At 60.8% G+C, this 20,836-nt stretch carries 15 protein-coding genes; 1 reads left to right on the top strand and 14 read right to left on the bottom strand.

Annotation, left to right across the window (positions count from 1 at the left end; translation table 11 throughout):
* Positions 1 to 63 precede the first annotated feature (63 nt).
* The 14 genes from ACEN8Z_RS05005 to glnE form a co-directional block, all read right to left on the bottom strand.
* Entirely contained in the window at positions 64 to 948 is an 885-nt protein-coding gene (locus tag ACEN8Z_RS05005) for a glycosyltransferase (RefSeq protein WP_495596949.1), read from the bottom strand.
* Positions 945 to 2,099: a glycosyltransferase family 4 protein gene (locus ACEN8Z_RS05000; protein ID WP_007996574.1), complete on the bottom strand. Its 1,155-nt coding sequence runs from the start codon at positions 2,097 to 2,099 to the stop codon at positions 945 to 947. Before ACEN8Z_RS05000 ends, ACEN8Z_RS05005 begins: the two co-directional genes overlap by 4 nt.
* On the bottom strand, positions 2,096 to 3,538 hold the full coding sequence (locus tag ACEN8Z_RS04995) for a PIG-L deacetylase family protein (RefSeq protein WP_495596948.1): 1,443 nt from the start codon (positions 3,536 to 3,538) through the stop codon (positions 2,096 to 2,098). The genes ACEN8Z_RS05000 and ACEN8Z_RS04995 overlap by 4 nt, the downstream gene beginning before the upstream one ends.
* 8 nt (positions 3,539 to 3,546) lie before the next feature.
* Entirely contained in the window at positions 3,547 to 4,443 is an 897-nt protein-coding gene (locus ACEN8Z_RS04990) for an antimicrobial resistance protein Mig-14 (RefSeq protein WP_007996577.1), read from the bottom strand.
* Positions 4,443 to 5,573: a glycosyltransferase gene (locus ACEN8Z_RS04985; protein WP_495596947.1), complete on the bottom strand. Its 1,131-nt coding sequence runs from the start codon at positions 5,571 to 5,573 to the stop codon at positions 4,443 to 4,445. Before ACEN8Z_RS04985 ends, ACEN8Z_RS04990 begins: the two co-directional genes overlap by 1 nt.
* On the bottom strand, positions 5,557 to 7,314 hold the full coding sequence (locus ACEN8Z_RS04980) for a carbamoyltransferase family protein (RefSeq protein ID WP_007996581.1): 1,758 nt from the start codon (positions 7,312 to 7,314) through the stop codon (positions 5,557 to 5,559). Before ACEN8Z_RS04980 ends, ACEN8Z_RS04985 begins: the two co-directional genes overlap by 17 nt.
* A gap of 284 nt (positions 7,315 to 7,598) precedes the next feature.
* On the bottom strand, positions 7,599 to 9,050 hold the full coding sequence (locus ACEN8Z_RS04975) for a lipopolysaccharide kinase InaA family protein (protein WP_495596946.1): 1,452 nt from the start codon (positions 9,048 to 9,050) through the stop codon (positions 7,599 to 7,601).
* A complete protein-coding gene (locus tag ACEN8Z_RS04970) occupies positions 9,050 to 9,802 on the bottom strand; it encodes a lipopolysaccharide kinase InaA family protein (RefSeq protein WP_495596945.1) in 753 nt (250 codons plus the stop codon). Before ACEN8Z_RS04970 ends, ACEN8Z_RS04975 begins: the two co-directional genes overlap by 1 nt.
* On the bottom strand, positions 9,799 to 10,533 hold the full coding sequence (locus tag ACEN8Z_RS04965) for a lipopolysaccharide kinase InaA family protein (RefSeq protein ID WP_495596944.1): 735 nt from the start codon (positions 10,531 to 10,533) through the stop codon (positions 9,799 to 9,801). The genes ACEN8Z_RS04970 and ACEN8Z_RS04965 overlap by 4 nt, the downstream gene beginning before the upstream one ends.
* Positions 10,533 to 11,339: a lipopolysaccharide core heptose(I) kinase RfaP gene (rfaP, locus tag ACEN8Z_RS04960; protein ID WP_495596943.1), complete on the bottom strand. Its 807-nt coding sequence runs from the start codon at positions 11,337 to 11,339 to the stop codon at positions 10,533 to 10,535. Before rfaP ends, ACEN8Z_RS04965 begins: the two co-directional genes overlap by 1 nt.
* The gene (locus ACEN8Z_RS04955; protein WP_007996588.1) at positions 11,340 to 12,461 is read right to left on the bottom strand and encodes a glycosyltransferase family 4 protein; all 1,122 of its coding nucleotides are present in this window, start codon (positions 12,459 to 12,461) and stop codon (positions 11,340 to 11,342) included.
* Positions 12,461 to 13,522 (bottom strand): lipopolysaccharide heptosyltransferase I, encoded by a 1,062-nt coding sequence (waaC, locus tag ACEN8Z_RS04950; protein ID WP_116262949.1) that lies wholly within the window; start codon positions 13,520 to 13,522, stop codon positions 12,461 to 12,463. Before waaC ends, ACEN8Z_RS04955 begins: the two co-directional genes overlap by 1 nt.
* Before the next feature lies 1 nt (position 13,523).
* Positions 13,524 to 14,558, bottom strand: coding sequence for a lipopolysaccharide heptosyltransferase II (gene waaF / locus ACEN8Z_RS04945; RefSeq protein ID WP_495596942.1), 1,035 nt, complete (start codon positions 14,556 to 14,558; stop codon positions 13,524 to 13,526).
* 306 nt (positions 14,559 to 14,864) lie between these two features.
* The gene (glnE, locus tag ACEN8Z_RS04940) at positions 14,865 to 17,804 is read right to left on the bottom strand and encodes a bifunctional [glutamate--ammonia ligase]-adenylyl-L-tyrosine phosphorylase/[glutamate--ammonia-ligase] adenylyltransferase (protein WP_495596941.1); all 2,940 of its coding nucleotides are present in this window, start codon (positions 17,802 to 17,804) and stop codon (positions 14,865 to 14,867) included.
* Between the two features lie 383 nt (positions 17,805 to 18,187).
* On the opposite strand from glnE, the gene aceE reads away from it, so the two are divergent.
* The gene (gene aceE, locus ACEN8Z_RS04935) at positions 18,188 to 20,833 is read left to right on the top strand and encodes a pyruvate dehydrogenase (acetyl-transferring), homodimeric type (protein ID WP_007902527.1); all 2,646 of its coding nucleotides are present in this window, start codon (positions 18,188 to 18,190) and stop codon (positions 20,831 to 20,833) included.
* Positions 20,834 to 20,836 lie beyond the last annotated feature (3 nt).

Below are 20,836 nucleotides of genomic sequence, written 5' to 3'. Positions count from 1 at the left end.
GCCGGGGCAGGTCCCGCGGATCTGTCATGCCGTCCCGATATCCTTTTGAGTCCCGCCTGCGGCTCAGTCTTTCTCCAACCGTGAGAAATACATCCGGCCCAGCCCACGCCAGGTCTTCTTGTTCCAGGCCTTGAACGGAATCTGCGCCAGCAACTCCCGCGCCAGCTTGCGGTCACGGTTGGCGGTCTTGAGGAACATGGAATTGAGAAACTTGTAGCGCACCTCGTCATACAGCGGGTGATCGTTAAATAGCGCGTAGGTACGCAGGATGCTGTCGATCATGAAGCGGTGGTTCTTGTAAGAGTTGGTGGCGTGCTTGCGATAGCGCGCCATCAACACGTTCAGACCATCGATGAAGTAACCGGCATGGGTCACCTTCAACTCGATCAGCAAATCTTCCAGGCGAATGGTCGGGTCGAAACCGCCCACCTTGTCCAGCGCTTCGCGACGGATCATCAGGGTGGGTGCCGGAGGATAGGGCTTGCGCTCCAGGAACATGTCGTCGAAGTCCAGGCGACGGAACGGGACATCCCGGCGCTGGCGCTTCTCGGGGTAGAGATTGCCATCGGCATCGATCAGCTCGATATTGCCGGCGCAAATGCCGACCTCGGGCTTGCCGTCCATATGAGCGACCTGCGTAGCGATACGCTCCGGCAACATGATGTCATCCGAACCGAACGGCACGATCAGACTGCCCCTTGCCCGGGCAATCGCACCATTGAGAGTATTGGTCAGCCCCTGGTTCTCCTGAACCCGGAAGTCGAAACCATGGATGGCCTGCAACGCTTTGATCCGCTCGACGCTGTCGTCTTTCGAGCCATCGTCGACCACCAGCAACTCAATGTTCTGATAGGTCTGGTTGAGGACGCTGAGAATGCTTTCCTCGATGTAAGGGGCGTGGTTATACGACGCGATGATGACCGTGACGATGGGTTGCGCGTCGTTCATGGCTGTTCCTTGCGGGCCTGTTCCAGGCCGGAGTCGATCAGGTTCAGGTATTCCTGGCGGAAGACCTCGATGTCATGGTGTTGTTGCAGATAACGGAAGGCCTGCTCGCCCTTGGCCTTGAGCTCGTCATCCGACAGCCCGAGGTAGGTGTCCAGCGCAGCCTGCAGCGTCGGCACATCTTTCGGCGTAATCGCCAGGCCACCGGCCCCCTCGATCAGCGGCAACATGGCCGGCACGTTCGAGGCAATCACTGGCAAATGCCCGCTCATGCCTTCTAGCAGCGCCAGCCCGAGGCCTTCGGCCAGGGATGGCATGGTCCAGATGTCGAAAGCGCGAATGTACTGCAGGGCGATTTCCTTGAACCCCAGCAAATGGGCACGACCGCTGAGGCCGAGGCGGTCGATTTCCGCAGCCAGGCGCGACTCTTCGCGACCGGCACCGATGATCGCCAGCTGGGTGTTCGGGTATTTGTCCTTGAGTGCGGCAAAGGCCTGCAGCAAATAGATATGGCCCTTGACCGGCACCAGTCGCCCCAACGCACCGATCAACCGCACCGATGGATCGATGCCCAGCATTTCACGGGCCTTTTCACGACTGTGTTGCAGGCCTTCGGCTTGCTCGATGTCGATGGCATTGGTGATGGCGTAGGTATTCTGGTCAGTGAAGCCGCAGTCGCAGTCCAGCAGATACTGTTTTACCGCAGGCGACACACCAACGAAGCGCCAGTGACGATCGATCAGGCGCTGGGTCTGGCGGCGCCGGTAAAACCGGTCGTACTCGCCAAAGCCGTGGGAAATGCCGATGCACAGCGGCACTTTCAACCAGCGGTTGAGTGCCAGCATCATGTTGACCGGTTTGAAGCGGTTGCAGATCACCACATCGAATTTTTCCCGACGGCAGAACTGATACAGCCGCCACATGGCCCGCAGGCGCATGCCCTTGAGGGACTTGTCGGAAAACTCGAAGTACACCGAACGGTCGGCTCGGCTCACCGCTTCGCCCGGCCCGGGTTTGCCACGCAAAAACGCGGCAGTCACTTCATAGCGGTCACTGGGCAGGGCCTTGACGATTTGCTCCGCGAGGTCGGCGAAATCATGGGCTTTGACATTGTAGTCAGGCTGCAGCTGCAGGACCTTTAACCGCTGACTCATAACTCTCCCCGCTGAGAAACATTGCCTGGTGTGTGCTTGAGGGACCACAAAAGCTCGTGGCGCCGGACTGCCTTGCGAAAGAATTCGTTCTCGCCATAGGTGGGCGGCAACCGGCCGGCCAACAACCGTTGTATCAACCGACGCAAGCGACGCTTGAACGGCATCTGCGGTTGCAGGTCGTGCATCATGCCCAGCGCCATGGCTTTGTCTCGCTGTTGTTCCAGCGGTATCGGCAGGCAATAAGGCTGCATCGGCTGGGTCGAATCGAAAGCCGGCGGCAAGGCAATGCCATCGCCGGTATCGCCCATCGGCCAGCGGTCGTTGTCGTGCAAGTGGTTGGCATAGCCCAGCAGCGTGGTCGGTTGCCAGTCCAGGCCTTGCAAGGCTTCGAGGACCGCTGCCTGGGCGCAGATATGATCGGGATGCGGATCCAGGGTCGGGTGCGGCAGGACGATGACCTCCGGCCGGGCCCGCAGCAGCAACTCGCGCAGATCCGCCAGCAGATTGTTCCAGGTCGGCGCGCCATCGGCATCGCCCGGTAGCGCGAAAGGGTTCAACTGGCGGAACAGCCGGGTGTCGCTCAGGTCAGCTTCCCGCGATCCCGCCGCCACGGCTGGCGCGGCCTGCATACTCGCCAGTTGCAGACAGAAATAACCCAGCTGTACGCAGTGAGCCTCGGGCACACCGGCCCAACGCGGCACGGCAATGCTGTCCCAGGTACGCAGGCGGCCTTTCAAGCGGGCCGCATCGACCTTGTTCAGACCCATCTGCCGATAGTGTTCGGCTTCGATTTCACCGGCGGTCAGCGTGACGATCCAGGTTTCGTCGGCCTGGCTGTACAAACCGTAAGCCGCCAACTCGGCGTCATCGGCGTGGGGCGCGATGACCATCACCCGCTGACGCCGGTAATCCGGATGCTCGAACGCCCACAGCACAGGCTCACCGAACACTCGACAGAAACGCCCTCGCAAGCGCAGGTCACCACGGGACAGCGCCTGGGCCTGACCACTGAGATTGAGGTAACGCAGGCCGTTCACGCCCCGCTCGAAGGTTTGCCGGTCAGGATTTTCGCCCCCCGCCAACTCGACCACCGGATCGATAAACCGCCCCAGCCAGGTGCTTTTTACCCGCAGGGCCAACACCAGCGTCGCGTCATCGACCAGCATCACGCCCTCGTCCAGCCGCAAATGTTCACCGCTCAGGTGCACCTTGGGCTGTGGCGTGTAGGGGGGAAAGTTGTATTGGTAATCGTCTTTCGGTGAGTAGAACAGATGATCTGCAAACCAGGCTTCGTGGGCAATCCAGCCGAGAACGGCCAGCACCAGCGGCAACCACCAGGCCACCAGCACACCGATGACAATCAACAGCACCAGCGCAATCAACAGGCCGATACGTTTATTGCGCCGATGGCGCTTGAGCAGTTGCTGTTTGCGGCTCATGGCTTGGCTCATACGGTGAAGACCGGCACAGGGTTGCACCAGCGATCCTTGTATTCACGGTCGGCGCGCCCGAAGGAAAAGCGCAACGGTTTGTCCTGTGCCCGGGCATGTTCCCAGGCGCTTTGCGTATTGAGAAAACTCAGCACGCTGCCGGGGCTGAACTCACGGGTTTCGGGATCGACCCCACCGTTGATGTACTCGACGCTGATCCAGTGCGGTGTTTCGACGCGGTACACCAGTTGAATCGCAATCGGTGCATCGTTGAGGAAAATCACCGAACCGATCAGCCACTCGCGCAGCAGCTCGATGACCTCGGCCATGCGTTCGGCGCCCGTCGCCGGGAAGCCCCAGCGGCGCTGGAACAGGTCGCAGTAAATCGCCGCCAGATCGAAGCTGGAAAACTCGGACACCGGCCGCACCACGCCACCGGCCTCTTCAAGCAGGCGCAATTCACGACGCTGGTTATAGCGAAATTTTTTCGACAGTTCTTCGGGTGTGCGGGCCATGGCCAATTGTTCAGTTTGCAACCGGATGCCGGTGAACCGCCCCTCGTTCAGCGCCGACAGATACCGTGCACGATGGCGCAAAGGCGCCTGGGCATCGGCAGCGGCCGGCAGGATGATCTCGGCGTTACCCAGATCGAACAGCCCTTTCTTGCCGCGACGCTTGAGTACGTCCTTGGACAAGGCAAGGTCGCGGCCCCAAGTCGGGATCGCCGCCTTGATCTCGCCAGCCTGCACCCAGGCCAGATAACGCACAGGAATGTCGGCCAGTTTCGCCAGCCGCTCGACCACCATGGGATGAGTCGCGACGCTGCCGCCATAACGCTGCCAGGTTTCGGCGTAAGTCGAGGCGTCGACTACCGCCCAGCCACGCTCGCGCCAGCCTTGAAATCGGTTGAGCATCAGCCCCTCTGTGCCAGTTCGGTAACGTGCGGCAAGTGCCAGAAAGCATCGCGCACGGCGCGGTCGGAAAAGCGTTCGCGCAGGCGCTCGAGCATCAACTCGGCACACTGTCGGCGTTGCTGCTCATCCATGGCGGCCAGATGTTGCAGCCCCTTCGCCAGATGTTCGGCATCGCCCAACGGAAACAGGATACCCACGCCTTCGACCACTTCCTTCGCTCCGCCGCAGGCGGTGGCCAGCAACGGTACACCGGCGGCCATGGCCTCCAGCAGCACCATGCCAAACGGCTCGTGATCGGAACTCAAGGCGAACACATCGAAGGCGCGGAAGTAGTTGCGCGCATCCGGCACCTGCCCAAGAAACAGCACCCGGTCACCGATGCCCAGTTCCCGGGCCAAAGCCTTGAGGTTTTCTTCCAGACGCCCTTTACCGAGAATGACCAGCTGGCTGTTGGCCGGCAACCCCGGCAATGCTTCGGCGAAACCGTGCAGCAGCGTGGCCTGGTCCTTGTCCGGATGCAGCCGTCCGACGTTGCCGACGATCCAGGCATCCGCCGCCAGACCGAGGGTTTCCCGGGCCTCGCGAGGCGACACCTGCGTGGCTTGCAAGGCATCGACGTCGATGCGGTTGTACAACGTCTGAATTCGCGAAGCCGGCCACTTCGGCAGGCAACTGCGCATGTCATCGCGCACCGCGTCGGACACACCGAGCAGGCTCAAACGCTTGCGGAATATATGGGCGAACAGTTTGCGGCTGCCGCGCTTGTAGTCTTCAAACCCGTGATGCACGCCAATGACCGGCAACGACGTACCGAGCAAGGCGATATAGATCGGTTTGAAGCGGTGAGCGATGCAGAAACTGAAGTTGCGCGACGCGGCGATCTTGCGCAGATCGCCGATGGCTCCCAGCTTCAGGCCACGAATGGCCTTGGAGCTGTACTCCATGAACAGCACTTCATCGGAGGCACAGCTCGCGGCGACTTCGGCATCGGCGACCCCGGTGAGGAACACCGTGGTCACTCGATAACCGGTCCCCGCGAACAGGCTGGCGTACTGCCGTGCGCAGTCCAGGAACGGCCCGTCATAGCCGTGGCAGAACTGCAGCACATGACGTTCAGCCGAACGTGTCATAGGCGTTCGCGCCCTCTTTGACCACCAGGATGTCTTCCATGATCAGATACTGTAGATCCGAACCGAAGAACATGTTCAGCGCATCGGTCGGCGAGCAGATCATCGGTTCGCCGCGACGGTTGAGCGAGGTATTGAGCGACACGCCGTTGCCGGTGAGCACTTCCAGCGCTTTCATCATGTCGTAGTAGCGCGGGTTGTATTCGCGCTTGAGCACTTGGGCACGGGAGGTGCCGTCTTCGTGGACGACTTCCGGCACGCGGGTTTTCCATTCTTCCGCCACTTCGAAGGTGAAGGTCATGAACGGAGCCGGGTGATCGATCTTGATCATCTGCGGCGCCACGGTGTCGAGCATCGACGGGCAGAAAGGCCTCCAGCGCTCGCGGAACTTGATCTGGTGGTTGATGCGATCCGCCACGCCCGGCACGCTCGGGCAGCCGATGATTGAGCGACCGCCCAATGCACGCGGACCGAACTCCATGCGGCCCTGGAACCAGGCCACCGGGTTGCCGTCGACCATGATCTTGGCGATCTGCTCCGGCATGTTGTCGAGCTTGCGCCAGGTTGGCTTATTCTCGTGACGGGCGCACGCAGCGATAACATCTTCGTTGCTGTACGACGGGCCGAGGTAGACGTGTTCCATCTTCTCGACCGGTACGCCACGGGCGTGGGACACATAGGCTGCCGCGCCCACCGCGGTACCGGCGTCGCCGGATGCAGGCTGTACGAACAGCTCTTTGACGTCGTCGCGGGCGATGATTTTCTGGTTCAGCTTGACGTTCAACGCACAGCCACCGGCATAGGCCAGTTTGCCGGTTTCCTTGAGCACGTCGCCCAGGTAGTAGTCGATCATCTGCAGCGCAATTTTTTCGAACAGCGCTTGAATGCTCGCAGCGTAATGGATGTAAGGTTCGTCGGCGATGTCGCCTTCGCGCTTGGGACCCAGCCACTCGATCAGCTTCGGCGAAAAGTAATAACCCTTGCCCTTTTCTTTGTAGCGACGCAGGCCGATGACGTTGGCGTAGTCGGTGTTGATCACCAGCTCGCCGTTTTCGAACGAAGCCAGGCGCGAGAAATCGTATTTGCTGGCGTCGCCGTACGGCGCCATGCCCATGACCTTGAACTCACCGTCGAGCATATCGAAACCGAGGAACTCGGTGATCGCGCCGTACAGGCCGCCGAGGGAGTCCGGATCGAAGAATTCCTTGATCTTGTGGATCTTGCCGTTTTCGCCATAACCGAAGAAGGTCGTGGCGTACTCGCCCTTTCCGTCGATGCCCAGGATCGCGGTTTTCTCTTTGAAACCGGAGCAGTGATAAGCGCTGGAGGCGTGGGCCAGGTGGTGTTCGACCGGCTCGATCTTGATCTTCTTCGGATCAAAACCCAGTTGCTCCAGGCACCAGACGATCTTGTTGCGATAGCGTTTGTAGCGACGGTTGCCCATCAGGATCGCGTCGAGTGCACGGTCCGGGGCGTACCAGTAACGCTTGGCGTACTGCCAGCGGGCCTTGCCGAACAGGCTGATCGGTGCGAATGGAATCGCTACTACGTCAACGTCGGACGGCTTGATACCGGCCTGTTCCAGGCAGAATTTCGCCGATTCGTAGGGCATGCGGTTCTTTGCATGTTTATCGCGTACGAAGCGCTCCTCTTCAGCCGCCGCGACCAGCTTGCCGTCGATATACAGGGCTGCGGAAGGATCATGGCTAAGGGCGCCGGACAGGCCAAGAATCGTCAATGCCACAGGGGTCTAGCCTCTTTAGTCTGCATACAGGCGCAAGCGCCTCAAAAATTAATGTGCCCTCGCAAGGGGCGAGAGACAGCTAAAGGGCGGGATTATAGCGTAAAAGAAGCGGCAAGCTCTTGGGCGCCCATAAAATTCGGGACACTGGCCAATCATGGGTTGACGGGTAGTCCGCCATCGCGAGCAAGCTCGCTCCCACAGTGGTTCTCGGCCGCACACAAAATATGTGCGACATAGACCCAATGTAGGAGCGAGCTTGCTCGCGAAAGGACCAAAGGTCCGATTCAGGTCGCGCTGGAGAGGTCCTTGGGAAGACGCTGATCGATGACCTGATACAGCGCACTGCTTTCAGGCCAATTGCGCATGAACCGCGCGCGGTCCCTTGCGTACGCCGGGGCGAAGCTGCCGAGGGAGCCGTGCTGGCACATCGCGTCGAGGTCGATCAACGCCCAGCGACCCTGCTGCCAGAACAGGTTATGCCCCTTGAAGTCGCCATGGCTGATGCGTTCGCGAATCAACTCGGCAAACAGATGATCCAGCGCCGCCAGCTCGGCTTCCGGTGCATCGCCACGCTCAACATAGGGCGCAAAACGTTCGATGATGTCCGGCCCCGGCAGATACTCGGTGATCAAGTAGGCACGGCTGCGCAGCCATAGAAAACGCTTCTCCAGCAACGCCAGCGGCTTGGGTGTGGCAATCCCGAGGAACGCCAGGCGGTTGCCTTCACGCCATGAATGCCAGGCCCGGCTCGGGCGCCAGAAGCGCTTGAGCCAGTGGGCAAAACCCTTGATGTTGTAGCGCTTGATCACCAGCGTACGGCCATCCACCTCGACCTTGCCAACGCTCGCCGCACCGCCGGTCTTGTACAGATGCCCCTGATCGAGCAAGGCGTCGGCCCGCTCCAGCACCGGCACCATCGACGACTCTTCCTCGCGGCGGATCGCCCGCAATCCGAAGGCCCCGCGCTGGACGCTGAACAGCGTGCACTCGCGGCCAACCTTGATCAGGAAGTCCTTGAGGCGCCAGCTGCGGACCTTCTCGATCTGCTTCTGCAACGCTTCCATGGGCAACGCGTGTTCGCCGTTGCTGAGCAGGTAATACACCAGCAACTCTTCAATGAAGGGTTCCAGCGACTTCGGCAACTGGGCGAAGAACACCCCGAGGTTTTCCAGGACTTTCTGCCGCGACAGCGGCTGCCCCGGCGTTTCGGAGCAAATCCCGGCGCCGTCGATCAAGTACAGTCGACCACGCTGACGCAGCAGGTTGTCCAGGTGCAGGTCTTCCTGCCACAGTCCTTTGCGGTGCATTTGACCGATTGCGCCCAACGCCTCGGCCAGCACTGCCCCTTGCCCATCGGATAGTACCGGTTGCTGCTCAACCTGCTTCCAGGTATCACCCAGGCTTTCGGCGCCCTCCAGAAACTCGAACAGCAGCCAGCCACCCTCGCCTTCTTTCAGGCCATCGGCCAACAGCTGCGGCGTGGTCAACCCTTGAGCGGCAAGCAAGCGCACGCCGTCCAGTTCACGCTGGAAGTGCCGCGCAGCCTTGCTGCCGACCAGCAACTTGGCCAACACCGGCCGACCACGCCAGACACCAGCACCGACATAACGCTGCCCCGGCAACACCCGCAACAGGCTCAGCAGTTGTAAAACGGCGGGGCCGGCAGCATCGGCCAGTGATATGCTCAGCGGCAAAACCGGATTGCGGCCAGCGGACTTCAATTCAGACAATTGCATCAGTGCGGCCTCTTCTGGCTGCGCCGCGCCGTCAAGCGCTGCAGCCAGCTGTCGATCAATGAGCTTTCCTGCGGTTGATCCAGATAGGCGGCCAGTAATTCCCGCAGTTGCGACTCGCCCCACTCGGACGCACGGCGCGTCAGCGGTTCCAGGTCCTTGATTCGGTCACGCTGCCCGTACAGCAGCGGCCGGGTCTTTTCCAGGTCGATCAATTGCGCCTGATAGCCATTGCCGGTGGCGCGCATGAAAATGTGCTTGGGATAGAAGCAACCGTGCACCTGTCGTGCAGCGTGCAGATGCCGGGCCAGCTCACCACTGGCCCTGAGGATTTCCGAGTGCTGCTCGGGGCTCAATTCATCCCAACGCTGCAACAGCGAGTCGAGGTCGTCCCAACCATCCAGGGCACGGGTCAGCAGGATCGCCCGGACTTCGCCATCGACCTTGCGCTCACCGTAAAAAACCGCTTCCAGCGCCGGAATCCCCAGTTTCTGGTAATGGGAGATGTTGCGAAACTCGCGTGCAAAACTTGGCTCGCCGAACGGCGCGCGCAAGGTGCGGGTCAGGTAATTGCTTTGGCGTTTGAGGTAGAAACCATGACCTTCCAGATCCAGCCGAAACACGCTGCTCCAGCCGCCGCGACCGGTGTTGGGTTCATCCACCGCATCGAGCTGCCTGGCCCAGAGTGCCTCGAACGTGCCGAGACCATGGCGCTCAAGCAGCGCACGGTCCTCAGCCGCCAGAAAATCAGTCATTCGCGCCCCTCGAAAAATCTCACCACGTGCCGGATGCGTTTTTTGTCCGCAGCATTGAGCCGGGTCCGGTTGCGGTATTGCAGGTAAAAGCGCAGGCGCTGGGTCGCCGACAGTTGATACTTGGCGACCTTGTCCAGGCACGCCAGATCCTTGGTGATGCGGTACTTGAGCCAGAAGCCGCGCCAGAAATCGCCATTGGGGCAGTCGATCAAAAACACTCGAGCCTCATCGTCGATCAGCAAGTTGCGCCACTTCAAATCGTTATGAGTGAAGCGGTGGTCGTGCATCGTCCGGGTGTATTGGGCGAGCTGACGACTGATGGTATCGACCCAGGCGCGATCCGAAAGTTTCGGGTCGCGTCGCTCGGCCAGCGCCGACAAGTCTTGAGTACGCGGCAGCTCCCGGGTAATCATCGCACCACGAGCGTAGGCCACACCGCGCCGCTCCAGCCCCCAGGCCACCACTTCGGCAGTGGGGATGCCCCACTTGGCAAAGCGCTTGAGGTTCTGCCATTCCATCTTCACCCGAGGCTTGCCGAGGTAACGCCGCAAGCCTTTGCCAGCGCCCACGTAGCGCTTGACGTAATAGTTGACGCCATTGCGCTCGACACGGATGACTTCCGAAAGCAGATCGCTGGTCAATTGCTCGCCCTGCAATGCAAACACAGCCTCGAGGCTGCCGAAGTCATCGGCCAGATCGCTGTAGGCCGGTTCCAGTTTCCAACCCGACATCAGAGCGCATCCCCGTATCGCTGTTTACGCTCGTAGAGCTTGTTGGCCTTGCCGTCGAGCCACGCCAGCAAAGACGCCTCTTCACTCAGGATCTGACGCAGCGGCTGCTGGAAATAACCTTTGAGAAAACGCAGCTTGTCGCGGCGAGTCAGGCCAATGTTCAGGGCCGAAAAGTACAGGGCCGCCAGGTCCTTGTTGCGCCAGCGCGAGGTGATCGCCGGGCGGGTCTGGGCGCGGTGCAGGTCGATCACCGAGAGTTTGAAGTCATCGGCGGTCACCGGCTTGTCGGTGTGCAGCAGGAAATGGCAGATGTAGCAGTCGCGGTGGTTGACCCCGGCGCGGTGCATCATGCCGGTCATGCGTGCGACTTCGGCGATCAGCGCACGCTTGAGCTTTGGCTCGGGCGGCTGCTTGATCCAGTTGATGCTGAAATCTTCGAGGCTGACCGTAGGCGCCAGTTCTTCGGTGACGATGAACGAGTGCTGGTCGGCCGGGTTGCTGCCCCTCTCGCCGTACGCGACAGCGGTCATGGTCGGCACGCCGACTTCCTGCAGGCGCTGGATGGCCCTCCACTCTTGACCCGCGCCCAGTACAGGAAGCTTGGCTGTAAGCAGGTTCTTGAAGATTTCGCCCCAGCCGATGCCACGGTGGATTTTCACGAAAAACCCGTTGCCGTCGACTTCCGTGCGTAATGTCCGGCGTGCTTCCAGCTCGCGGTACACCTCGCCCTCAAGCCCCTCGACTTCAGCGAACGGGTCGCGTCCGGCCCAGAGGCTTTTGAACGGTTCAGCCAGCATCAACTTCATTTAAGCGTGCTCCGCCAGAATCACATCGGCCGCGTGCTGCGGCATGCTGTAGAGGTCGGCCGTTTCGGCGAAGGCCAGACCATTGCGGCTCCAGGCCGCCCTTGCCAGAGCGTCGTTCAACATGCCGGTCAGGTACTGCGTCAGTTGTGCCTGATCGAACGGTTCGTCCAGCACCAGGCCCGCATCGGCCTCGGCGATGTAATGGGCGTAACCGCACACCGCGCTCACCAGCACCGGCAAGCCGGCCACCAGTGCTTCGAGCAGCACGGTGCCGGTATTTTCGTTGTACGCCGGGTGGATCAACAGATCGGCACCCAACAGGAAACGCGGGATATCGCTGCGTCCCTTGAGGAACGTAACGTTGTCGCCCAGCCCCAAGGTCGCACTCTGCATCTGGAATAACTTGGGGTCATCCTGGCCAATTACAAACAACCGGGTGCGCTTCTTCAACTCGGCAGGCAATGCCGCCAGTGCCTTGAGGCTGCGATCGACACCCTTGGTCTTGAACCCGGAGCCGATCTGCACCAGCAGCAGTTCGTCGTCCTTGAGGTCGAATTCCGCGCGGAACCCTGCACGAATTTCATCGGCATCGGCCGGCCGGCGACGATCCTGGGCAATTCCCGGCGGCAGCAGGTGGAAACGCTCCAGCGGCGTGTCGTAATGTTTGATGAACAACGGCTGCTGGACCTCGGAAATCATCAACACTTCGGTCTTGGCGTCCTTGGCGAACACCGCCCGCTCGTACTCGGCGAAGTGGCGATAGCGGCCCCAGCGGCGATACAGCGAATTGCGCAGGTTCTGCGCCTTGTCTTCGAAGCAGCCATCGGCGGCGTAGTAGACGTCCAGGCCCGGCATCTTGTTGAAGCCGATCAGGCGATCGACCGGGCGCTTGGCCAGGTCCGCTTCCATCCACTCGCTGAGCTTTTCGTTGCGCCGATGATTGAAGAACGCCTTGACCGGCGCCACCAGCACTTCGAAGCCCGGCGGCACGTCGCCTTCCCAGATCAGCGTGTAGACGCGAATCTGATGGCCGCGCTTCTGGCATTCGAGGGCGATGCGCATGAAATCGCGCTGCAGACCGCCGAACGGGAAATATTTGTACAGGACAAATGCCAATTGCATCAGCGCAGCTCCTCAGCCAGTAACAACGTGCTCAGTCGGCTGGCGACACGCTCGGGGTTCAGTCGCGTGAAGCACAATGGCCACTCGCGTTTCAGGTCAAACTGACGGGCATCTTCGGCCGTCGGTTGGTAAGTGCATTTCTTTTGCAGGCACGGCGCACAGGGGAAGTCGCTTGCCAGGTGAATCTGCGATTTGCCATAGGCACCGGTCAGGCCCGGATTGGTCGGGCCGAACAGCGACAGCGTCGGCACATCCAGCGCGGCGGCCAGATGACCAAGACCGGTGTCCACGGCCACGCAGGCTTGCGCGCCGGCCAGCACCTTGCCGACACCCGCCAGGTTCAATTTTGGCAACACTTCGGCGTGCTTGAAACCCGCGGCGATGCGCTCGGCGCGGGCTTTCTCCAGGGCATTGCCCCAAGGCAACTTCACCCCTACGCCAAGGTAACCGACCCGCTCGGTCAGCTCGCGCCAATAGGCTTCAGGCCAGTGCTTGGTATCCCAGGTGGTGCCATGCAGAAACACCACGTAAGGATTCTTGCGCGGCAATTCCACCAGGCGCTCGACATTCAAACCGTAGTCGCCCAGGCCATTGGGCAAGTCATAGCCCAAAGCGATAGCGAACAACTGACGCACTCGCTCCACCGCGTGCTGCCCACGGGCAACAGCCAGACGTCGATTGTAAAAGCGCGCCGCGATGGGCTCACGCGCCGAGCTTTTATCGAGGCCGGCCACCGGAGCCTTGACGTAACGGGTCAGCCAGGCGCTTTTCAGCAAGCCCTGGGCGTCGATCACCAAGTCGTATTTCGTGGCGCGAACGCTTTGTTTGAAGCGCTTCCATTCACCGCTCTTGATGGTCTGCCAGATGTTTTTGCGCCAGCGACGGATCGCCACTGGAATCACTTTGCCCACCGCCGGATGCCAGGTCGGGATCTCGGCAAAGCCTTCTTCCACCACCCAGTCGAATTTGATGCCGGGAATCGCCCGCGCTGCGTCGGTCAACGCCGGCAACGCGTGAATGACGTCGCCCAGCGAAGAAGTCTTGATCAACAGAACCCGCAAGCTATTTGACCTCGACCACAGTGCCTTGCAACCGCTGCAAGGCTTCGTTCACGGCCTGCGGCATGAGCTGGCGCAAACAGTTGTAATGGCCGAAACGGCAGGTGCGGTCGAAGCATGGGCTGCATTCGATGCCCAGGCGTACGATTTCGACATGCTCGGCCAACGGTGGCGTGAACCCCGGCGACGTCGACCCGTAGACCGCGACCAGCGGGCGGTTCAGCGCGGCAGCGACGTGCATCAGGCCGGAGTCGTTGGACACCACCGAATCTGCACAGGACATCAAGTCGATGGCTTCGGCCAGCGAGGTGCCGCCACTGAGGTTCACTGACTCTTCACGCAGACCGGGAATCAGCCGCGCGCGAATGTCTTCGCCCACGGCATGGTCGTTTTTCGAACCGAACAGCCAGACTTGCCAGCCTTCGCGGATCTTCGTTTCGGCAACCTTGGCGTAATGCTCGGACGGCCAGCGCTTGGACTCGCCGAACTCGGCGCCGGGGCACAGGGCCAACACCGGACGGTCGAGGACCAGACCGAATTTGGCCAACGCAGCTTCGCGGGTAACCGGGTCGATCTGCAGCGTCGGACGCGGATAGGGTTTTGGCAATTCAACGCCCGGCTCGTAAGCCAGGGCCATGAAGCGTTCGATCATCAGCGGGTAACGATCTTTATCCAGCGTGCGCACGTCATTGAGCAGGCCATAGCGGAACTCGCCACGCCAGCCGGTGCGTTTCGGTATGCCGGCAAAGAACGGCACCAGCGCCGATTTCAGGGAATTGGGCAGCAGGATCGCCTGGTCGTACTGGCCGGCCAGGGATTTGCCGATGCGCCGACGCGTCGCCAGCTCCAGGACACCGTGACCGAGCGGAAAGCTCAAGGCCTGGCGAACTTCGGGCATGCGCTCAAGAATCGGCCGACTCCATTCGGGGGCCAGCACGTCGATTTCGCATTGCGGGTGGCGTTGCTTCAGACACTGGAAAAGTGTCTGCGCCATCACCATGTCACCGACCCAACTGGGCCCAACGATCAGAATTTTCATGTGGTTTCCATAAACGAACCGGGGAGGCCTACGCCTCCCCGCCTCGAAAATCACTGTGGAAGCGCTCTGCTCGCGATGGGGTCATCACCTTCAACATTGCTGTCGACTGTCACTCCGCTATCGCGAGCAGGCTCGCTCCCACATGGGTATTGGTGTACCTCGATCTGCCTGACACCGCAGATCTACTGTGGGAGCGGGCTTGCTCGCGAAGGGGCCATCACATTCAATATCTCTATCGATTGACACTCCGCCTTCGCGAGCAAGCCCGCTCCCACCTTTGAATCTTGTCGCTCCGACTGGCGCGTGTCAGTTTAGCCCCAGCTCACGCCAGATCCGCATGACCTGCTGCCGTTCATCCGTGAACTGGTCGCCCGGAATCACCCCGGGGTCCTTCTGCAAGGCCTGCCGGTGGGCGGCGGAACGGTACGCTTTATACGCTTCACGCAACAGGCTGGCATCTTCGACGGGCATCAGCCCTTCATGCTCCAGCTCTTCCAGAATGCGGATGTTATCCGTCCAGCGCAGCAATGGCGGGTGTGTTTCGGACCACGCCAGGGCCGCGTATTGCACCATAAATTCAATATCGACGATACCTCCGGCGTCCTGCTTGATATCGAACGGTGCCGTGGCTTCGAAGGCATTTGCCCCGGTACCGGCCGCGGTGCTCTTGCTGCCGAGGTTATCGCGCATCTTGGCGCGCATCTCGCTGACCTCCTGGCGCAAGGTCGGTAGATCACGTGTTTTGCCCAATATCGAAGCGCGGACTTTCTCGAATGCCTGGCCGACATCCTGGCTGCCCACCAGCACTCGCGCCCGCACCAATGCCTGATGCTCCCAAGTCCAGGCCTCGTTCTCCTGATAACGGGCAAACGCCCCCAGGGAACTCACCAGCAACCCCGACGCACCGGACGGGCGCAGACGCATGTCCACTTCGTACAACTGACCGGAGTTGGTCTGCGCCGTCAGCAAGTGAATGATCCGTTGCCCCAGCCGGGTGAAAAATTGCGCGCCATCGATGGGTTTCGGCCCATCGGTTTCAGCCTGCGGATCACCGTCGTGGATGAACACCAGGTCCAGGTCCGAACCATGCCCGAGTTCCAGGCCACCGACTTTCCCATAACCGACAATGATGAAGCCGGGATCGCACAAGGTGCCATCGGTGCGCAGCGGCGTGCCGTACTTGGCCACGGTCTGGCGCCAGGCCAGTGCCAGCACTTGTTCCAGGATCGCTTCGGCGAGCCAGGTCAGGTAATCGCTGACTTTCATCAGCGGCAGGCTGCCGGCAATTTCCGAAGCGGCCACCCGCAAGCGGTGCGCCAGCTTGAAGTGGCGCAGGGCTTCCATTTGCTGTTCGAGGTCGTCCTCGGGAATCCGCGTCAGGCGCTCGCGCAACTCGGCTGCCAATTCTGGCGCCAGTGGCGGCTTGAACAGTCGGCCTTCGTTGAGCAATTCGTCGAGCAGCAGCGGGAAACGGGTGATTTGCTCGGCGATCCACGGGCTCGCCGCGCACAGCGTCAGCAAACGCCGCAACGCACCGGGGTTCTCGGTCAGCAGTACCAGGTATGCGGAACGACGGGCCACGGCCTCAACCAGCGGCAACACCCGTTCCAGCACCAGATCCGGATTGGCATGTTCCACGGCCTGCGCCAGCAAACGCGGAATAAAGGCATCGAGGCGTTCACGCCCCAGTCGCTGCATCGCCCGCAATTGCGGACTGCTGCGCAGGCTGGCCAAGGCTTTCAGGGCTTTGGGGGCATCCTTGAAACCACCCTCTTCCAGCTGGCGACAAGCGGCCTCATCGTCCTGAGCCTCCTCCCACAGCGGCAACCACTCGCCGCCGACCACCACTTCGCTTTCGGCGCCCTGCTCTTCGTCGGGATCGGCGATCACCTGCCCGAAGTGCCAGGCCACGCGGCCACGCCAATACATCAATTGTTCGTGGAAGGCCGTCCAGTTGGCGAAACCCAGCATAAAGGCAATACGCGCCTGATCCTGCTCGCCATCGGGCAACATTTGCGTCTGGCGGTCGGCAATCGCCTGAATCGCGTGTTCGGTGTAACGCAGGAATTCGTAGCCTTCACGCAGCTCGCTGATCACGGCTGGCGGCAGGTAACCCTGACCTTCCAATGTGCCCAGCACCTTTAATAGCGGGCGCTGTTGCAAGCTTAAATCGCGACCGCCGTGGATCAGCTGGAACGCCTGGGCAATGAACTCGACCTCGCGAATTCCGCCGGAACCGAGCTTGATGTTGTCGGCCATGCCCTTGCGCCGCACTTCCTGCTGAATCAGCTGCTTCATGGTGCGCAGCGCTTCGATGGCCGAAAAGTCCAGATAACGCCGGTAAACGAACGGTCGCAGCATGTCCTGCAGTTGCGCACCGGCCACCTGGTCGCCGGCCACCACCCGCGACTTGATCATCGCGTAGCGTTCCCAGTCGCGACCCTGGTCCTGGTAATACTGCTCCAGCGCATTGAAGCTCAGCACCAGCGCGCCCGCCGAACCGTAGGGACGCAAGCGCATGTCGACGCGGAACACAAAGCCGTCGACGGTCATCGGGTCCAGGGCCTTGATCAGCCGCTGGCCCAGACGAATGAAGAACTCCTGGTTATCCAATGGACGCTTTGCGCCGACGGTTTCGCCACCCTCGGGGTAGGCGAAAATCAGGTCGATGTCCGAGGACAGGTTCAGCTCCACCGCGCCGAGCTTGCCCATGCCGAGGATGACCATCTGCTGCGGCTCGCCGCTGCGCCGCCCGGTCGGCACGCCGAACTGCTGGCAATGCCTCGAGTACAACCACTGGTAAGCCTGATCGATGCTGGCATCGGCCATGTCCGAGAGGTCGCGGCAGGTTTGGACCAGATCAGCCTGGCGGGTCAGGTCGCGCCAGATGATCCGCACCTGGTGGCGCGCACGCTGACGGCGCAAGGCGCGACCAAGTTGATCGTCGGTCTCGGCTGCGCTCACGGCGGCGGCAATCTGCCCGCACAACTCACCGGGAGCGAAGCGGCGGTCCAGTTCGCCGGACCGAACCAGCTCCAGCAACATCAAAGGGTCACGAACACACTGCTCAATCACGAAATCGCTGGCGGCGGTGACGCGGGCAAATTGCGCCCAGCGCTCAGGCGTCCAGGCAGACAACCCGTGGTCGTCACCCAAAGCGGCGACGGCAGCCCGGAATGATTGCTCGGCGCGGGTGACAAACGGCTGAAGAATGGCGGGCAGTTCGGCAAGCGAAGGGAGGCTCATGGTCTATCCTTGATCGGCGTACAACGGACTGCATGTAGTGGTTTTCGAAAACCCACTACCTGAGGGACTGTCGAACAAAAGTTAGAAATAGCTGAAATTTCTTTAATTTTGGCAGCCAGCATCAAGCTTTTACCTTTTTTAGTTGGAAAAAGACCAACCTTAACGATTATTCTCACAACGCAGCCGGGGGCCACAAGCCGCTCATCTGTAGTTTTACTACTCGTATATACATTAGCCGGGCTGAAATGCCGGAAGATTTGTAGTAAAACTACACGCCGCCGGAACAACCTGTCGGCAATCCAAGAATTCATAACGTCTGCCCACAAGGCCAGTCGCTAACTCAGGCAACCGATTCTGGTAGCCTTTCCGCCCTGGAGCAAGCCATGCAAGACCTCGATCCCGTCGAAACCCAGGAATGGCTGGACGCCCTGGAATCGGTTCTCGACAAAGAAGGCGAAGACCGTGCTCACTATCTGATGACCCGTATGGGTGAACTCGCGACCCGCAGCGGTTCGCAGTTGCCTTACGCCATCACCACGCCTTACCGCAACACGATCCCCGTTACCCACGAAGCACGCATGCCTGGCGACCTGTTCATGGAACGCCGCATTCGCTCGCTGGTACGCTGGAACGCGATGGCCATGGTAATGCGTACCAACCTGAAAGATTCTGACCTCGGCGGTCACATCTCCAGCTTCGCTTCCAGTGCGACCCTGTATGACATCGGCTTCAACTACTTCTTCCAGGCCCCGAGCGACGAACACGGCGGCGACCTGATCTACTTCCAGGGCCACACCTCTCCAGGCGTTTACGCCCGTGCATTCATGGAAGGCCGCATCACCGAAGACCAGATGAACAACTTCCGCCAGGAAGTCGACGGTCAGGGCCTGTCGTCCTACCCGCACCCTTGGCTGATGCCTGACTTCTGGCAGTTCCCGACCGTATCCATGGGTCTGGGTCCGATCCAGGCGATCTACCAGGCTCGCTTCATGAAGTACCTGGAACACCGCGGCTTTATCCAGCCAGGCAAGCAGAAAGTCTGGTGCTTCCTGGGCGACGGCGAGTGCGACGAGCCGGAATCCCTGGGCGCGATCTCCCTGGCCGGCCGCGAGAAGCTGGACAACCTGATCTTCGTCATCAACTGCAACCTGCAGCGCCTCGACGGCCCGGTTCGCGGCAACGGCAAGATCATCCAGGAACTCGAAGGCGTGTTCCGCGGTGCTCAGTGGAACGTGACCAAAGTCATCTGGGGCCGTTTCTGGGACCCACTGCTGGCCAAGGACGTCGACGGCATCCTGCAACGCCGCATGGACGAAGTCATCGACGGCGAGTACCAGAACTACAAGGCCAAAGACGGCGCGTTCGTGCGTGAACACTTCTTCAACACGCCAGAACTCAAGGCGATGGTTGCCGATCTGTCTGACGACGAGATCTGGAAGCTCAACCGTGGCGGCCACGACCCATACAAGGTCTACGCGGCGTACCACGAAGCGGTCAACCACAAAGAACAACCGACCGTCATCCTGGCCAAGACCATCAAGGGTTATGGCACCGGTGCCGGCGAAGCGAAAAACACTGCGCACAACACCAAGAAAGTCGATGTCGACAGCCTGAAGTTGTTCCGCGACCGCTTCGACATCCCGGTCAAGGACGACGAGCTGGAAAACCTGCCATTCTTCAAACCGGAAGAAGGCAGCGCCGAAGCCCGTTACCTGAGCGAGCGCCGTACCGCACTGGGCGGCTTCGTACCTCAGCGTCGCGCCAAGAGCTTCAACATCCCGACTCCGCCACTGGACACCCTCAAGGCGATCCTGGACGGCTCGGGCGACCGCGAAATCTCCACCACCATGGCCTTCGTGCGGATCCTCGCGCAACTGGTCAAGGACAAGGAAATCGGCCCGCGCATCGTGCCGATCATCCCGGACGAAGCCCGTACCTTCGGTATGGAAGGCATGTTCCGTCAGCTGGGCATCTACTCCTCCGTCGGCCAGCTCTACGAGCCAGTCGATAAAGACCAGGTGATGTTCTACAAGGAAGACCAGAAGGGCCAGATCCTCGAAGAAGGCATCAACGAAGCGGGCGCCATGAGCTCCTTCATCGCTGCCGGTACTTCGTACTCCAGCCACAACCAGCCGATGCTGCCGTTCTACATCTTCTACTCGATGTTCGGCTTCCAGCGTATCGGCGACCTGGCCTGGGCCGCTGGCGACAGCCGCACCCGTGGCTTTCTGATCGGCGGCACCGCCGGCCGTACCACCCTGAACGGTGAAGGCCTGCAACACGAAGACGGTCACAGCCACCTGCTGGCCGCGACCATCCCGAACTGCCGCACCTACGATCCAACCTACGGCTACGAGCTGGCGGTGATCATTCAGGACGGCATGAAGAAGATGACCGAAGAGCAACAGGACGTCTTCTACTACATCACCGTGATGAACGAGTCGTACCAGCAGCCAGCCATGCCGGCCGGTGCCGAAGAAGGCATCAAGAAAGGCATGTACCTGCTCGAAGAAGACACCCGCGAAGCGGCGCACCACGTTCAGCTGATGGGCTCCGGCACCATCCTGCGTGAAGTCCGTGAAGCGGCGAAGATTCTGCGTGAAGAGTTCAACGTCGGCGCCGACGTGTGGAGCGTTACCAGCTTCAACGAACTGCGTCGCGACGGCCTGGCCGTTGAACGCACCAACCGTCTGCACCCTGGCCAGAAGCCTAAGCTGAGCTACGTCGAAGAGTGCCTGAACGGCCGTAAGGGTCCGGTCATCGCCTCGACCGACTACATGAAACTGTTCGCCGAGCAGATCCGTCAGTGGGTACCGTCCAAGGAATTCAAAGTCCTGGGCACCGACGGTTTCGGCCGCAGCGACAGCCGCAAGAAACTGCGTCATTTCTTCGAAGTCGACCGTCATTTCGTGGTGTTGGCAGCCCTGGAAGCACTGGCTGACCGTGGTGACATCGAACCTAAAGTGGTGGCCGAGGCCATCGCCAAGTTCGGTATCAACCCGGAAAAACGCAACCCACTGGACTGCTGAGGA

The organism is Pseudomonas sp. Pseusp10 (assembly GCF_059492225.1).
This window is presented reverse-complemented; position numbering and strand designations above follow the sequence as displayed.

Bases quoted from the DNA above. Each gene is read 5' to 3' on its own strand.
- ACEN8Z_RS04990 (WP_007996577.1), bottom strand. From the start codon at position 4,443: ATGCTCAACCGATTTCAAGGCTGGCGCGAGCGTGGCTGGGCGGTAGTC.
- ACEN8Z_RS04985 (WP_495596947.1), bottom strand. From the start codon at position 5,573: ATGACACGTTCGGCTGAACGTCATGTGCTGCAGTTCTGCCACGGCTAT.
- ACEN8Z_RS04955 (WP_007996588.1), bottom strand. From the start codon at position 12,461: ATGCAATTGGCATTTGTCCTGTACAAATATTTCCCGTTCGGCGGTCTG.
- glnE (WP_495596941.1), bottom strand. From the start codon at position 17,804: ATGAGCCTCCCTTCGCTTGCCGAACTGCCCGCCATTCTTCAGCCGTTT.
- ACEN8Z_RS05005 (WP_495596949.1), bottom strand. From the start codon at position 948: ATGAACGACGCGCAACCCATCGTCACGGTCATCATCGCGTCGTATAAC.
- ACEN8Z_RS05000 (WP_007996574.1), bottom strand. From the start codon at position 2,099: ATGAGTCAGCGGTTAAAGGTCCTGCAGCTGCAGCCTGACTACAATGTC.
- ACEN8Z_RS04975 (WP_495596946.1), bottom strand. From the start codon at position 9,050: ATGCAATTGTCTGAATTGAAGTCCGCTGGCCGCAATCCGGTTTTGCCG.
- rfaP (WP_495596943.1), bottom strand. From the start codon at position 11,339: ATGAAGTTGATGCTGGCTGAACCGTTCAAAAGCCTCTGGGCCGGACGC.
- waaF (WP_495596942.1), bottom strand. From the start codon at position 14,558: ATGAAAATTCTGATCGTTGGGCCCAGTTGGGTCGGTGACATGGTGATG.
- ACEN8Z_RS04995 (WP_495596948.1), bottom strand. From the start codon at position 3,538: ATGAGCCGCAAACAGCAACTGCTCAAGCGCCATCGGCGCAATAAACGT.
- aceE (WP_007902527.1), top strand. From the start codon at position 18,188: ATGCAAGACCTCGATCCCGTCGAAACCCAGGAATGGCTGGACGCCCTG.
- ACEN8Z_RS04965 (WP_495596944.1), bottom strand. From the start codon at position 10,533: ATGTCGGGTTGGAAACTGGAACCGGCCTACAGCGATCTGGCCGATGAC.
- ACEN8Z_RS04970 (WP_495596945.1), bottom strand. From the start codon at position 9,802: ATGACTGATTTTCTGGCGGCTGAGGACCGTGCGCTGCTTGAGCGCCAT.